Source organism: Streptomyces sp. 1114.5 (assembly GCF_003635085.1).
GTDB lineage: Bacteria > Actinomycetota > Actinomycetes > Streptomycetales > Streptomycetaceae > Kitasatospora.
Map to the genome: position 1 here is coordinate 2,949,393 of NZ_RBXE01000001.1, position 14,172 is coordinate 2,963,564.

General features: G+C 75.3%; 13 protein-coding genes. 3 read left to right on the plus strand and 10 right to left on the minus strand.

Annotated elements, in window-relative coordinates:
- Window positions 1–461: 461 nt before the first annotated feature.
- The 8 genes from BX285_RS13050 to BX285_RS13085 form a co-directional block, all read right to left on the minus strand.
- Window positions 462–1,331, minus strand: coding sequence for a LysR family transcriptional regulator (locus tag BX285_RS13050; RefSeq protein ID WP_259470513.1), 870 nt, complete (start codon window positions 1,329–1,331; stop codon window positions 462–464).
- A 139-nt stretch (window positions 1,332–1,470) separates the two neighbouring features.
- Complete coding sequence (locus tag BX285_RS13055) at window positions 1,471–1,866, minus strand: glyoxalase/bleomycin resistance/extradiol dioxygenase family protein (protein WP_121175220.1); 396 nt, start codon at window positions 1,864–1,866, stop codon at window positions 1,471–1,473.
- A gap of 178 nt (window positions 1,867–2,044) precedes the next feature.
- Window positions 2,045–2,977, minus strand: a complete 933-nt coding sequence (locus BX285_RS13060) for an ECF transporter S component (RefSeq protein ID WP_398900195.1) — start codon at window positions 2,975–2,977, stop codon at window positions 2,045–2,047.
- Window positions 2,875–4,536 (minus strand): ABC transporter ATP-binding protein, encoded by a 1,662-nt coding sequence (locus BX285_RS13065; RefSeq protein WP_121175222.1) that lies wholly within the window; start codon window positions 4,534–4,536, stop codon window positions 2,875–2,877. The genes BX285_RS13060 and BX285_RS13065 overlap by 103 nt, the downstream gene beginning before the upstream one ends.
- Window positions 4,533–5,639 (minus strand): CbiQ family ECF transporter T component, encoded by a 1,107-nt coding sequence (locus BX285_RS13070; RefSeq protein WP_121175223.1) that lies wholly within the window; start codon window positions 5,637–5,639, stop codon window positions 4,533–4,535. The genes BX285_RS13065 and BX285_RS13070 overlap by 4 nt, the downstream gene beginning before the upstream one ends.
- A gap of 35 nt (window positions 5,640–5,674) precedes the next feature.
- Entirely contained in the window at window positions 5,675–6,355 is a 681-nt protein-coding gene (locus BX285_RS13075; protein WP_121175224.1) for an SCO2322 family protein, read from the minus strand.
- Entirely contained in the window at window positions 6,355–7,602 is a 1,248-nt protein-coding gene (locus BX285_RS13080) for a prenyltransferase/squalene oxidase repeat-containing protein (protein ID WP_121175225.1), read from the minus strand. Before BX285_RS13080 ends, BX285_RS13075 begins: the two co-directional genes overlap by 1 nt.
- Window positions 7,603–7,790: 188 nt before the next feature.
- On the minus strand, window positions 7,791–8,417 hold the full coding sequence (locus BX285_RS13085) for a TetR family transcriptional regulator (protein WP_257032810.1): 627 nt from the start codon (window positions 8,415–8,417) through the stop codon (window positions 7,791–7,793).
- Between the two features lie 276 nt (window positions 8,418–8,693).
- Here BX285_RS13085 and BX285_RS13090 point away from each other — a divergent pair, with 276 nt between their 5' ends.
- From BX285_RS13090 to BX285_RS13100, 3 genes are all read left to right on the plus strand, one after another.
- Entirely contained in the window at window positions 8,694–10,004 is a 1,311-nt protein-coding gene (locus BX285_RS13090) for a glycosyltransferase family 4 protein (RefSeq protein ID WP_121175226.1), read from the plus strand.
- 139 nt (window positions 10,005–10,143) lie between these two features.
- The gene (locus BX285_RS13095) at window positions 10,144–10,878 is read left to right on the plus strand and encodes a class I SAM-dependent methyltransferase (protein ID WP_097238127.1); all 735 of its coding nucleotides are present in this window, start codon (window positions 10,144–10,146) and stop codon (window positions 10,876–10,878) included.
- Window positions 10,875–11,936 (plus strand): prenyltransferase, encoded by a 1,062-nt coding sequence (locus BX285_RS13100; RefSeq protein WP_097238128.1) that lies wholly within the window; start codon window positions 10,875–10,877, stop codon window positions 11,934–11,936. The genes BX285_RS13095 and BX285_RS13100 overlap by 4 nt, the downstream gene beginning before the upstream one ends.
- 109 nt (window positions 11,937–12,045) lie before the next feature.
- Here BX285_RS13100 and BX285_RS13105 read toward each other — a convergent pair whose 3' ends face one another.
- Both BX285_RS13105 and BX285_RS13110 read right to left on the minus strand, forming a co-directional pair.
- Window positions 12,046–12,954 (minus strand): hypothetical protein, encoded by a 909-nt coding sequence (locus BX285_RS13105; RefSeq protein WP_097238129.1) that lies wholly within the window; start codon window positions 12,952–12,954, stop codon window positions 12,046–12,048.
- 216 nt (window positions 12,955–13,170) lie between these two features.
- A complete protein-coding gene (locus BX285_RS13110; RefSeq protein ID WP_179852890.1) occupies window positions 13,171–14,169 on the minus strand; it encodes an N-acetylmuramoyl-L-alanine amidase in 999 nt (332 codons plus the stop codon).
- Window positions 14,170–14,172 lie beyond the last annotated feature (3 nt).

Consider the following 14,172-nt stretch of genomic DNA (forward strand, 5'->3'; position numbering starts at 1 on the left):
AGATCATATGGACAGCTGGCGGGCTGCCTTCGGCTGTCCAGCGGCGCGCTTGGGCTTGGTGACGTCGATGCCGAAAGTCAGGCCGGTGGTGTCAGCGCCGATCCGGATCTCTTCGAGGATCAGGGGGAGGCTGAAGGTCGGTCGTAGGTGACGCGGTGGATGGCCAGCAGGACGGCGGCCTCGGACAGGCGAGGTGCCTCCCGCTCGTCGGGCTGGGGACGCGGGCGCTGACCCGCTCGCGCCAGGCCACACCGTGCTCTGCCGCGGCCGGCGTTGCGTAGGCGTCGACCGGTGCCACACCGGGCTCCTTCGCCGACGGGGTGTCGGGTTCCGGCTGCCGGCTCCTCGGGCCCTGGGCGATGATGGCGGCCCGTGCACCGGCGACGTGGGGACGGGTGCCGCAGCACGAGCTGGTCGACCTCTTCTCGACGCTCGCGGACGAGCAGGCGGGCGCAGCGCGGTCAGGGGGTGGCGGCGTGGAGGGCCTGGTGGAGGGCGGGGGTGGGGGTGCGGTCGGCGCGCCAGACGAGGCGGAGGTGGAGGGGTGGGGGCGGGGGTGTGAGGGGGAGGCGGACGAGGGTGCCGGTGGTGAGTCGGTCGTGGACGGCGGCGTCGGGAAGGAGGGCGAGGCCGAGGCCCTGTTCGGCGCAGGCGCGGGTGACGGGGATGCCGCCGGTGGGGACGCGGGCGAGGTGGTGGCCGAGGAGGCGTTCGCCGGCGAGGTGGAAGGAGCAGGCGGGGGTGTTCACCAGGAGGCGCTGGCCGGTGAGGTCCTCGGGGGTGAGGGTGGTGGCGCGGGCGAGCGGGTGGGTGGGGGCGGCGACCAGGGCGAGCGGGACGTCCTGCAGGTCGAGGTGGTCGAGCGGGGCGGGTGGCAGGGAGAAGCCGAGCCCGCCGAGCGGGCCGGCGGCGTCGAGGATGAGTGCCGCCTCCAGAGCCCCGGCGGCGACGCCGTCGAGCAGGCCGTCCCGGGTGGTGCCGGTGTGCAGGGATATCTCCAGGTCGGGCCGCCGTTCGGCGAGGCGGGCCAGGACGGTGGGCAGGTGGGTGGCGGCGATGGTGTCCAGGGCGCCCAGGCGCAGCTGGGCGCGGGCGGCGACGACCTCGCGCCGGGCCTGTTCGGCCTGGTCGAGCAGCCGCCGGGACCACGGCCGCAGCCGTTCGCCGGCCGGGGTGAGGGCGAGGCCGCGCGGGGCCCGGTCGAAGAGTTCGGTGCCGAGGCCGTGTTCGAGGGTGCGGATCTGCTCGGTGACGGAGGACGGGGCGAGCCCGAGTGCCGCCGCCGCGGCGGTGACGGAGCGGTGGGCGACGACGGCCTCGAAGACGCGCAACTGACGTAGTTCCACTGGTTCCCCCGAACGCCCTGGCTCCCGGTGCTGCGGGACAGCGTACGGGGGCGTGCGCGCGGTCGTACTGGGGTGCGGACATTCCGAACGGCGCGAGGGTCGGGGAGCGGGGGCGTGAACCGGGTCAGGTGAGCGGCGTGAGGAAGATCCACACGTGCCCGAACGGGTCGCGCAGCATCGACTGCCGGGCGCCGTAGAACATGTCCGCCGGGGCCGAGAGCAGTTCGGCGCCCGCGGCCGCGGCCCGGTCCGTCAGCCCGTCCACGTCCGGGACGTACACGTGCAGGGCGACGGACGGGCCGCCGGTGCCGGGCGGTGCGAAGGGCGCGTCGGCGTCACCGAGCATCAGGGTGGCGCCGTGGACCTTGATCTCGGCGTGCATGATCCGCCCGTCCTCGCCCGCGAGCCGCATGTGCTCGGTCGCGCCGAAGGCGGTGGTGTAGAAGGCGATGGCCTCGGCGGCGCCGTCGACCATGATGTGCGGGATGACGGTGTGCCGGTAGTGCTCGGGAATCTCCATGTGGATCAAGGTAGGCCGCTGTCGGTCGGTCAGGGATCGGGCCAGGGGCGCAGCCGGTCCTACACCGCTGGGCGGAGGACCGGCGGACGAGCAGGGCGCGCAACGGCGTACGGCGCAACGGTGTTGGACGAATCGGTGTGGGACGAACCGGTGCAGGACGAACCGGAGGCGTGGCGGTTCAGCCCTCCGGTGGGCGGAAGGTCACCGGGGAGTGGAAGGCGGCGCGGCGGGTGGCGCGGCGCAGGGCGCGCAGGACGGGGGTGCCGAGGGTGAGGCAGAGCACGACGGTGAGGGCGGCCCGGGGGAGGTCCCAGCCCAGGGATGTGGTCAGGCAGTAGGCGGCGAAGCGGACCAGGTTGGCGCCCACCGGGTCGCCAGGGACGAAGGAGACGGAGCCGGCCAGGCCGCCGATGTACGGCCAGCCCTGCAGGTTCATGATCGTCCCGTACAGCACGGCCGAGACGGCGCCGTACCCCGCCAGCAGCAGCAGTTCGCGGCGGCCGCGCAGGGTGGCGGAGCCCGGCAGCAGGCCCGCGCCGAGGCAGACCCAGCCCATCGCGAGCATCTGGAACGGCAGCCACGGCCCGACGCCGCCGGTGAGCAGGGCCGAGGCGAACATCGACAACGAGCCCAGGACGAAGCCGAATCCGGGGCCGAGGACGCGGCCGGACAGGACCATGAGGAAGAACATCGGCTCCAGGCCGGCCGTCCCGGCGCCCAGCGGGCGCAGGGCGGCACCGGCCGCGGCCAGGACGCCCAGCAGCGCGACGGACTTGGCGTCGAGCCCCGGCGCGCCGCCGCCCGCCTCCCGTCCTTCGGAGATCTGCGCGATGACGACGGCGAGCAGCAGCGGCAGCAGCAGGGCGAACAGCCAGGGCGCGTCCGTGGAGTGGCCGACCAGCGCCGACCCGGTGGAGGCGAGCAGCGGCCAGCCGAAGGCGGCGACGCCGACGAGCGAGACGAGGGCCAGGGCCGCGGCGGAGCGGCGGCCGAGCGGGACCGGGTGGCTCATGCGCCCAGCGCCTCCGACCCCAGCGCCTCCGCGCCCGGCACCTCCGCGCCCGGCACCTCCGCGCCCAGCGCCTCCGCGACCTGCCCCACGGTGAGCCACGGCCCCGGCGCCAGGACCTTGGCGACCTGCGGGGCGAAGGCGGGGGAGGAGACCACGACCTCGGCGGTCGGCCCGTCCGCGACGATCTCGCCCTCGGCCAGGATCACCGTGCGGTGGGCGAGTTCGGCGGCCAGCTCGACGTCGTGCGTGGCCAGCAGGACGGAGTGCCCCTCGGCGGCGAGGCCGCGCAGGACCTCCACCAGCCGGGCCTTGGCGGCGTAGTCCAGGCCGCGGGTCGGCTCGTCCAGGAGCAGCAGCGGGGGCCGGGCGGTGAGCACGACGGCGAGGGCGAGGGTGAGGCGCTGGCCTTCGGAGAGGTCGCGCGGGTGGGCGGTGTCGGCGATGCCGGGCAGCAGGCGTTCGACCAGGGCGCGGCAGGTGCCGGCGGCGGCGCCCGCGTCGGTGTCCGCCGCCGCGCACTCGGCGGCGACCGATTCGCCGTACAGCAGGTCGCGCGGGTCCTGCGGGACGAGGCCGACCTGGCGGATCAGCTCGGCGGGGCGGGTGCGGTGCGGGGCGCGGCCGCCGACCCGGACGGTGCCGGAGACGGGGGCGTGCAGGCCGACCAGGCTGCCCAGCAGGGTGGACTTGCCCGCGCCGTTGCGGCCCATCAGGGCGGTGATCTCGCCGGTGTGGAGGGCGAGGTCGACTCCGCGCAGGGCCTGGACGGGGCCGCGGCGGACGGCGAGGCGGTCGGTGACGGTGACGGGTTCCCCCCGTCGCGGGGGTACGGCGGCGGGCGTGCGCCCGTCCAGGTCGGAGCGCAGCGGCGCCGCCTTGCGGCGTGCGTCGCGCACCGACAGCGGCAGCGGCCGCCAGCCCGCGAGCCGGCCGAGGCCGACGACGGGCGGGTGCACCGGGGAGTGCGCCATCACCTCGGCCGGCTCGCCGAGGACCGGGGGTGCGCCCGGGGTCAGCAGCAGCACCTGGTCGGCGTACTGGACGACCCGCTCCAGCCGGTGCTCGGCCATCAGTACGGTGGTGCCGAGGTCGTGCACCAGCCGCTGGAGGACGGCCAGCACCTCCTCGGCCGCACCCGGGTCGAGGGCCGAGGTCGGCTCGTCCAGGACCAGGACGCGCGGGTGCACGGTGAGCACCGAGCCGATCGCGACGCGCTGTTGCTGCCCGCCGGAGAGCGAGCCCAGCGCGCGGTCGCGCAGGTCGGCGAGGCCGAGCAGGTCCAGGGTCTCCTCGACCCGGCGGCGCATGACGTCGCCGGGCAGGCCCAACGACTCCATGCCGTAGGCGAGTTCGTCCTCCACCGTGTCGGTGACGAAGTGCGCGAGCGGGTCCTGCCCCACGGTGCCGACCAGGTCGGCGAGTTCGCGCGGCCGGTGCTCGCGGGTGTCCCGGCCGCCGACGGTGACCCGGCCGTGCAGCACCCCGCCGGTGAAGTGCGGCACCAGGCCGCTGACCGTCCCCAGCAGGGTGGACTTGCCGGAGCCCGACGGGCCCACCAGCAGGCAGAGTTCACCCTCGGGGACGGTGAGGTCGACCCCGCTCAGGGCGGGTGCGGCGGTGCCCTCGTACCGGACGGAGACCTGCTCGAAGGTGATCACGATGCCCTCCGGGGCGGGGTCGGGGCGGCGAACGCCGGTACCAGGCCGAGCAGTACGGTCAGCACGGCGGCCAGCGGCAGCGCGGGGACGGTCGGCGGGACGACGGTGGGGGCGAAGGCGGCCGGGTCCTGCGCAGCCAGGTAGGTGGTGAGGGCGGCCACCACGGCCCCGGACCCGGCGGTCAGCCACTCCGGAAGCACCCAAGGGTCGGGACGGTAGCGCGATCTGACGGATCGTCGGCTGCCGAGCAACAGCCCGGCGGAGGCCGCGGCCAGGCCGAGCAGCAGGACGGGCAGCGCCCAGCCGGTGCCGCCCGCGGTGAGCAGTCCGTACGCGGCCAGGCAGACCCCGAGTAGCCCGGCCAGGGTGAGCGCGGCCGTCGCCCGGGCGAGCCGGCGCGGGACGTCGGCGGTACGGCCGAAGCCGCGGGTGTCCATCGCCGCGGCCAGTGCGACCGAGCGCTCCAACGCGCCCTCCAGCACCGGCAGTCCGACGCTCAGCACGGCGGCGACGCCCCGGTCCGTACGGCCGCGCAGGCGCCGCGCGGCGCGCAGCCGGCGGACGTCGGCGACCAGGTTCGGCGCGAAGGTCATCGCCACCACCACCGCCACGCCCGCCTCGTAGAGCGCCCCGGGCAGGGTGCGCAGCAGCCGGGCCGGACTGGCCAGGGAGTTGGCGGCGCCGACGCAGACCAGCAGGGTCGCCAGCCGCAGCCCGTCGTACAGCGCCGCGAGCAGGCCCTCGGCGGTGACCCGGCCGCCGAGCCGCACGCCCTGCGCCCAGGTGGGCAGCGGCAGTTCGGGCAGCGTGAACAGCACGTGGGTGCCGGGGATCGGCGAGCCGAGGAAGACGGCGAACACCAGCCGGATGCCGAGCACCAGCAGCCCCAGCCGCAGGAACGCCCCGTACGACCGGGACCAGGGCGCGTCGCCGCGCCGGGCTGCGACCACGTATCCGGCGACGGCGGCGAGCAGCAGCAGGACCGCCGGGTTGGTGGTGCGGGTCGCCGCCGCGCCCAGCCCGAGCGCCCACAACCACCAGGCCCCGGGGTGCAGTTGGCGGGGACCGGTGGGTGGTCGGGTGCTGCGGGGGGTGCTGCTCACGGGGTCTTTCCTGGAGGGGGTTCAGTCGGGCGGGGTCAGGGGTGACGGCGGCGGCGCGCCTGCCAGACGGCGCCCCCGGCGAGGACGGCGACCAGCGCGCCCCCGGCGATCGGGCCGATGTCCGGGCCGCCGCTCCCGGCCTTCGGGGCGTCCGGCCGGGCGGCGCCCGCCGCGCCGACCTGGTCGGCGCAGCCCGCCTTCGGGTACCCGGCGATGGCGCAGAGCAGGCCGTTGGTGTCGTACCGCAGCGGCGGGGCGACGGCGGCCAGCACCTCGGCCGAGGTGGCGCGGGGCGTGACGGCGGCGCACGCGGTCCGCGGCTCGGGGACCTCGGCGGAGGAGGAAACCCCCGTGTCCCCGGCGGTGCCGAAGTCCAGCACCACGGCCACCCGCTTCTGCCCCTCCTGCGCGGGCGTCCCCGCGCAGATGTCCGCGAAGCTCCCGGCCGTGCGCGGCTTCGCGGCGTCCTGCCCGCCGTCCGGGCTCACCGCGAACCGCCAGCCGTCCACGGCCCCGTCCTGCGGCACCGCGACCGCGGGCCCCTGCTGCTGGTACGCCCAGCCGCCGCCGTCCGCGCCGCGCCAGAACGACCAGTACCGGTACCCGGCGGCCTCCGCGGGCGAGGCGGCCGCGGCGAGGACCAGCAGGGCGCCGAGCAGGGTGGCGAGCAGCGCGGCGAGAGAGGCCCCTGAGGTGCGGGCGGCGTGCGGGCGCATCAGAGCTTCGGGTTGCGCTTGCGCTGGAGGCTGAGGAGCAGGCCGCCGCCGATGCCGATGAGGAGGCCGACGCCGATGAGCCAGTACTGGCTGATGCTGTCGGTCTTCTTCTTCGCCGGGGTGGCGTGGTCCGAGGTGGTGGTGGCCTTGGGGGTGGGGCCGAGCGCGGTGAGCTTGCCGGTGAGTTCGGCGGTGTCGCGGTGGGCGGCCTCGGAGACCAGGAGCAGGGTGGCGGTGGCGCCGGCGTCGCTGCCGTCCTTGGTCCAGGCGGCTTCCTGCTGGTCCAGCCAGTCGACGGCGCCGGCGGCCTGGTCGTGGTGGCCGCTCTGGCTGAGGGCGAGGGCGGCCCAGGCGGTGGCGGTGTAGTCGGGGCTGGGGGCGGCGCCCGGGGTGATGAGGGTGAGGTGGTCGCCGCCGCCGGTGAGCTGGGCGCTCAGGTAGGCGCCGACGGCCTCACCGGCCTCGGCGTGCGGGACGGTGGCGGGCGCGGAGCCGTCGGCGCAGGCGAGCGGCTTGGGCTCGGTGTCGGCGCGCACCGAGCCGGCGACCGGCAGGTGGCCGCCGGCCGCGGCGAGCGCGGCCTGGGCGCTGGCCAGGGTGTTGGGGGCGAGGGCGCCGGTGGCGGCGTCCGGCTGGTAGGCGAAGGCGCCGCGCTGGTCGGCGGGGGCGGCGCAGCCGAGCTGGAAGCGGGCGAGGCCGTCGAAGGCGTTCTTCCCGGCGGCGCCGCCGCTGCCGGCCTTGGCGACGCTCGCCGGGTCGGTCCGGGCGGCGAACAGGGCGCTGACGGCGAGGCCGGTGGAGTTGGCGTCGCCCGGGTTGCCCGGGTTGTAGGCCCAGCTGCCGTCGGCGTTCTGGTTGGCCTTGAGCCAGGAGACGCCCTTGTCGACGGCCGGCTGGTGCCCGCCGAGGGCGATCAGGGCCTGGACGGCGACGGCGGTGGCGTTGCTGTCCTCGGACTTGGGATCGCAGCCGGCGCCGGCCGCGCGGTAGGAGGGCCAGCCGCCGTCCTCGCACTGCTGGCCGGTGAGCCAGCCGACCGCCGAGTCGGCGGGGGTGACCTTGGCGGCGGTGAGCGCGGTGAGGGTCAGGGCCTGGCGCCACACGCCGTCGTACGTCGGGTCGCTCTTGCCGTACAGGCCGTCCGGGACGGCGGGCGGGGACACGTCGGCGAGGGCCGGTCCGGCGGCGATGCCGGTGAGCAGCGCGGCGGACAGGGCGGCGGCGCCCAGGCGGGCGGCGGTCAGCATGGTGCGGGTGTGCCTTTCGGTGAGCGGAGGAGGCCCGGGCGGGGCCGTTCCGTGGTCCTCGACGGTGCCGGGCGAGCGGACCGGGCCGGCCGCCCGTCGACTCTAGCCGCCGGGGCGGCCCGGTCCGCTCGCGCGGGCAGGAACAGGTTCCAGTCAGCGGTCCGGTCAGGGTCCGGGCGTCGGCCCGGTCAGGGCAGGGTGAGCAGCCGGGCCGCGGTGTGCAGGTCGGCCCGGACCTCGGCGATCGAGGCGCGTCCGGAGAGCCAGGCGACGAGCGCCGAGTGCCAGGTGTGCTCGATGACCCGCACCGCCGCGCGCTGGCTCTCGCTGGGCGGGCCGGACTGGCCGATCGCGTCCAGGATGAGCTGCCCGGTGGCGGCGCTGACCTCGTCCACCTCGGCCCCGACCGAGCGGTCCGCGAAGGACAGCGCCCGGACCATCGCCTCGGCCAGCAACGGCTCGCGCTGCAGCCCGTGGAACGCCCGGGTGAGGGTGTCGGCGACCCGCAGCGCGGGCTCCGCGTCGGTCGGCGGGTGCCGCCGGATGTGCTCGTGCAGGCCCTGCAGCTGTTCCAGCATCACCGCGACGAGCAGGTGCACCTTGGACGGGAAGTACCGGTAGAGCGTGCCGAGCGCGACCTGCGCGCTCTCCGCGACCTCCCGCATCTGCACCGCCTCGTACCCGCCCCGCGAGGCCAGCGCGGTGGCCGCCCGCAGGATCCGCCGCCGGCGTTCGGCCTGGCGCGCGGTCAGCGGCAGCTCGGCGGCCCGGGGCAGGACGGGGCTCGGGGTGAGGGGTTCGGTCGTCGACGGCAAGGGTGCTCCCGGGCGGGCGAGAGTGGCGGCGTGCTCCACGAGATCGGCAGGGTCGGTGGGATCGGTGCAGGCAACGGACAGGACCGGTCGGCCGGTCGGGCGTGGCGGGAATCACCAACCCTGGCAGCCGAGGTAAAGCTACGGGCCGGTATCTTCGAGGTCTCTCATTGTTCACGTGGTCGACGGCGTGTTCCAGGGCCACTGAAACCTGATCTACTTTAGCGACCGGCAGCACCGACCGGCAGTGAAGATCGCAGCTAGAGAAGAGGGCCCAGGATGACCGCGCAGCCGCTGCGGATTGCCCTGCTGTCGTACCGGGGGGACCCCTTCTGCGGTGGTCAGGGCGTCTACGTACGGCACCTCTCCCGCGAACTGGCCAGGCTCGGCCACCACGTGGACGTGATCGGCGCGCAGCCCTTCCCGGTGCTGGACGAGGTCGAAGGACCCGGCTCGGTGCGCCTGGTCGAGCTGCCCAGCCTGGACCTCTACCGCGCCGACGACCCGTTCCGCACCCCCGCCCGCAGCGAGTTCCGCGGCCCGGTGGACGTGCTGGAGTTCGCCACCATGCGCACCGGTGGCTTCCCCGAGCCGCTGACCTTCTCGCTGCGCGCCCGGCAGTACCTGGCCGCGCACAAGGGCCGCTACGACGTCGTGCACGACAACCAGACCCTCGGCTACGGCCTGCTGGGCCTGGCCCGGCACGGATTCCCGCTGGTCACCACGATCCACCACCCGATCACCGTGGACCGGCAGCTGGAGCTGGACGCCGCCGGCACCCGGCTCAAGCGGCTCTCGCTGCGCCGCTGGTACGCCTTCACCCGGATGCAGCGGCGGGTCGCCGCGCGGCTGGACCACGTGATCACCGTCTCCGGCACCTCGCAGCGCGAGATCGCCGAGCACCTGGGGGCGGCGCCCGGCGCGATCTCGGTGGTGCCGATCGGCGCCGACACCCGGCTCTGGTCGCCCTCCGAGGAGATCGCCCGGGTGCCCGGCCGGATCGTCACCACCTCCAGCGCGGACGTCCCGCTGAAGGGCCTGGTCTTCCTGGTGGAGGCGCTCGCCAAGGTCCGCACCGAGCGGGACGCCCACCTGGTGGTGGTCGGCAAGCCGCAGAAGGAGGACGGGCCGGTGGCCGAGGCGGTGCGCCGCTTCGGGCTGGCGGAGCACATCGAGTTCCGCAGCGGTCTGACCGACCGGGAGCTGGTCGACCTCTACCGCTCGGCCGAGGTGGCCTGCGTCCCGTCGCTGTACGAGGGCTTCTCGCTGCCCGCCGCCGAGGCGATGGCCACCGGCACCCCGCTGGTCGCCACCACCGGCGGGGCGATCCCCGAGGTGGCCGGGCCGGACGGGGAGACCTGTCTGGCCGTGCCGCCGGGGGAGGCGGACATGCTGGCCGCCGCGCTCGGCCGGCTGCTGGACGACCCGCAGCTGCGCGCCGAGCTGGGCGCGGCCGGCCGGGAGCGGGTGCTGGCCCGGTTCACCTGGGAGCGGGCCGCCGAGCTGACCGCCGAGGCGTACCGTGCGGCGATCGCCACCGGCGTCGGCGCCCGGGCCCGCTCGGGGCCCGGCTGGCGGTACGTGGCCTGAACCGGGGCCCGGCCCCGGGTGGGCCGGTGCGGCCCGGGTCGGTCGGTGCGGATTCGCCGCCCGAGGCGGCGCGCACAGGCCGACGATGCGTGACGAAGCGTCAAGAACGCTTGGTAGCAATAGGAATGGGAGTCCTGCAGTGCTGACCGTCGATTTCTCGCGGTTCCCGCTCGCCCCTGGCGACCGGGTGCTCGACCTGGGCTGCGGCGGGGGCCGGCACGCGTTCGAGTGCTACCGCCGCGGCGCCAATGTGATCGCCCTCGACCAGAACGCCGAGGAGATCGCCGAGGTCACGAAGTGGTTCGCGGCGATGGAGCAGGCCGGTGAGGCCCCCGAGGGCGCGTCGGCGGTCGCGATGGAGGGCAACGCGCTGGCGCTGCCGTTCGAGGACGAGTACTTCGACAAGATCATCATCTCCGAGGTGATGGAGCACATCCCCGACGACAAGGGCGTGCTCAACGAGATGTTCCGCGTCCTCAAGCCGGGCGGCCTGCTCGCCGTCACCGTGCCGCGCTGGCTCCCGGAGAAGATCTGCTGGGCGCTGTCCGACGAGTACCACGAGGTCGAGGGCGGCCACATCCGCATCTACCGGGGCGACGAACTGCTCGGCAAGCTCAAGGACGCCGGCCTGGAGCCGTACGGCACCCACCACGCGCACGCGCTCCACTCGCCGTACTGGTGGATCAAGTGCGCGGTCGGCGTGAACAACGACAAGGCGCTGCCGGTCAAGGCCTACCACCAGCTGCTGGTCTGGGACATCGTCGGCACCCCGGTGATCAGCACCCTCACCAAGGCCGCCGAGAAGGCGCTCAACCCGGTCATCGGCAAGAGCTTCGTCGCCTACGCCTCCAAGCCGCGGCGGGCGGGCGCATGACCGCCGCCGTCCCCGAGGTGCTGCTGCTCGACGGGGTGCTCGACGCCGAGCAGGCCGCCGACACCGTGCGCAGCATCCTCGCCGAGCAGCGCCCCGACGGCGCCATACCCTGGTTCGCCGGCCACCACCTGGACCCGTGGGACCACACCGAGGCCGCGATGGCCCTCGACACGGCCGGCGAGCACGCCGCCGCCGAGGCCGCCTACCGCTGGCTCGCCGCCCACCAGAACCCGGACGGCTCCTGGTACGCCGCGTACACCGACGGCGTGGTCACCGACCGGGCCAAGGAGAGCAACTTCTGCGCCTACGTGGCGGTCGGTGTCTGGCACCACCACCTCAGCACCGGTGACGACGCCTTCCTGGAGTGGATCTGGCCGGTCGTCCGGCGCGCCCTGGACTTCATCACCGCCCTGCGGCTGCCCGGCGGTCCGATCGCCTGGCGGGTCGACGAGGACGGCACCGCCACCGAGGAGGCGCTGCTCACCGGCTCGTCCAGCATCCTGCACGCACTGCGCTGCGGCCTGGCCATCGCCGACTACCTGGAGGAGCCGCAGCCCGACTGGGAGCTCGCGGCCGGCCGGCTGGGGCACGCCGTCGCCCACCACCCGGAGCGGTTCCTGGACAAGGACCGCTACTCGATGGACTGGTACTACCCGGTGCTCGGCACCGGCCTGCGCGGCGACGCGGCGCTGGCCCGGATCGAGCGGGACTGGGAGCGCTTCGTCGTCCCCGGCCTCGGCGTGCGCTGCGTCAGCGACCGCCCGTGGGTGACCGGCGGCGAGAGCGCCGAACTGGCCCTGGCGCTCTGGGCGATCGGCCAGTCCGACCGCGCGGTGGACATCCTGCGCTGGATCCAGAAGCACCTGCGGCACGAGGACGGCTCGTACTGGACCGGGTACGTCTTCGAGGACGACGCGATCTGGCCGGAGGAGCGCACCACCTGGACGGCCGGGGCGCTGCTGCTCGCCGTGGCCGCGCTCGGCGGGGATCCGGCGACGGTCGCGGTCTTCGGCGGGGAGCAGCTGCCGGTCGGACTGGTGGTCCAGGACTGCTGCTGACAGCGGTCGCGGGTACGGCGAGCCGGCACGTGCGGCGAAGCGGAACCCACGGCGAAGGGGCGGGACCGGAGAGAATCCGGTCCCGCCCCTTCATCCTGCCTGCGGTGCGTCAGCCGCGCTGGATGCCCTGGGTGTCGGCCAGCACGCCCTGGGTGCCGTCCGGCAGCTGCGCGACCAGCGCGGTGCCGCGCTGCTCGACGGCCAGGTACCAGGTGCCGGGCACGACCTCGCCGATCGGGGCGCCGGCCGGGTTGTCCTTCGGGGCCAGCTGGCGCGGGGCCGGGACGGCGAACCAGAACGGCTGGAAGTCCGCCGCCGGGGCGGGCTGCTGTGCGACCGGGGCGGCCGGCTGCGGGGCCGGGACACCGGCGTCCTGCGGCTGACCGGCCTGGGCCGGCTGACCGGGCTGCGGCTGGCCGGCGGCCGGGTAGCCGTAGCCGCCCTGGGCGCCGAACGCCGGGTCGTGACCCTGGGCCGGGTAGCCGTACTGGCCGGGCTGACCGGGGGCGCCCGGCTGGCCGGCGCCCGGGTAGCCGCCCTGGTACGGGACGGCCGGGCGGTCGGAGACCAGCGGCGCCTTCAGCGCGGGCACCAGCGGGCCGGCCGCGGCCGCACCGGCGAGCACGATCAGCGAGATCAGGCCGAGCCAGGCGCCGAAGCCGTGGCTGATGCCGGCGCCGTCGTAGCCGCCGCCCAGCGCCCAGATCGAGGTCCACAGCGCGGCGACCGCGAAGGCGATGCCCCACTGGTCCAGCCGCAGGCCGAGCACCTGGCGGTTGGTCGCGGCCTGGCCCTGGAAGCGCTGCACCAGGATCAGCACCGCGGCAGCGATGCCCAGCAGGTAGATCGAGGGCAGGATGGGGAACAGCTGGGTGCTCCACGCGTTCTGCGAGGCGTCGGGCCCGCAGTACCTACCGGCACAGCTCACGGTCCAGTAGGGCAGGAAGGAGGCGATGAAGAGCAGGACGGCCGCGCCTGCGACGGCGGCGTCTCCCCTGGTGAGAGCGCGCAGATTCACTAACGTTCCCCTCGTTGACGTGTCGTGGACGGTGGTTCGTGCGGTCGGGCTGACCGGCCGAAACTCCCGAACGGACCAGAAGCCTAGGGCCAACCGTCCTGCCGGCGCACGGCGGGACCGGGAACGGGGCGAAGTCGTTGCAAACCACGCGGGCCGGGCGTAGTGCCCTCCGCCGGGTCGTGCGGCCCAACTTCCGTACTGGGTCCCCGAGATCTTCTATTGGGTCGTCAGGAACGCGGTCAGCGCGTCGGCGATCCCCTGGGCCGCCAGCTGGCGCCACTGAGGGTCCGTCATCCGCTTCGCGTCCGTCGAGTTGCGCATGTTACCGCACTCGATGAACACCTTGGGGACGCCGGAGAGGTTGAGGCCGCCCAGGTCGGAGCGGGTGTCCAGGCCCTGGTTCGCGATGTAGTCCGCGTACGGCTCGCCGGTCACGGTGTGGAAGTGGTCGCGCAGCAGCAGGCCGAGCCGGTGCGAGGGTTCGACGATCGCGGAGTTGTCCGCCTTCCCGGCCACCACCTTGGCGGGCATGATCACGTGGAACCCGCTGCCGCTGCCCGGGCCGCCGTCACCGTGCACCGAGACCGCGACGTCGGCGTGCGCGTCGGCGCCGGCCTTGGCGCGTTCGTCGATGCACGGACCCCAGGGGCGGTCGCCGTCCTGCACCAGCACCACGTGGGCGCCCCGGGCGGCCAGGATGGCGCGGGCCCGGCGGGAGACGTCCAGGGTGAACTCGGCCTCGGTGTAGCCGGCGTTGGTCTCCGTCCCCGTGGTGTCGCACTCCTTGCGGGCGTTGCCGATGTCCACCTGACGGTTGATCTCGGCGGGGTGTGCGACGTTGCCGGGGTTGTGGCCGGGGTCGAGGACGACGGTACGGCCGGCGAGGCCGGTGGCCGCGGGGGCGGTGGTGGGGCCGGAAGCGGTGGTCGGGTCGGCCGGGGCGGGGGTGGCGGTCGGGGCGTCGGCGGTCGGGGTGCCGCCAGTGGGCGGCGGGGCGACGGGCGGGGTGAGCGGCGTCGCGGCCGGGTCGGCGGTGCCCGCCGGGGCGGTGGCGGTGGCGGAGGCCGTGGCGGCCGTGGCGCCCGCCGGGCCGGAGTCGTCGAGGGCCCGCCAGCCGAGCCAGCCCGCCGTGCAGAGCGGAACGACCGCGGCCACCACCGTGGTGACGCGCAGCAGGGCGGAGCGGCGGGGCGGTCGGGAGGTGGTTCCGGTCACGGG

Excerpts from the sequence above, each read along its gene's own strand:
- BX285_RS13075 (WP_121175224.1), bottom strand. The coding sequence starts at position 6,355 with ATGCGCCCGCACGCCGCCCGCACCTCAGGGGCCTCTCTCGCCGCGCTG.
- BX285_RS13100 (WP_097238128.1), top strand. The coding sequence starts at position 10,875 with ATGACCGCCGCCGTCCCCGAGGTGCTGCTGCTCGACGGGGTGCTCGAC.
- BX285_RS13055 (WP_121175220.1), bottom strand. The coding sequence starts at position 1,866 with ATGGAGATTCCCGAGCACTACCGGCACACCGTCATCCCGCACATCATG.
- BX285_RS13090 (WP_121175226.1), top strand. The coding sequence starts at position 8,694 with ATGACCGCGCAGCCGCTGCGGATTGCCCTGCTGTCGTACCGGGGGGAC.
- BX285_RS13080 (WP_121175225.1), bottom strand. The coding sequence starts at position 7,602 with ATGCTGACCGCCGCCCGCCTGGGCGCCGCCGCCCTGTCCGCCGCGCTG.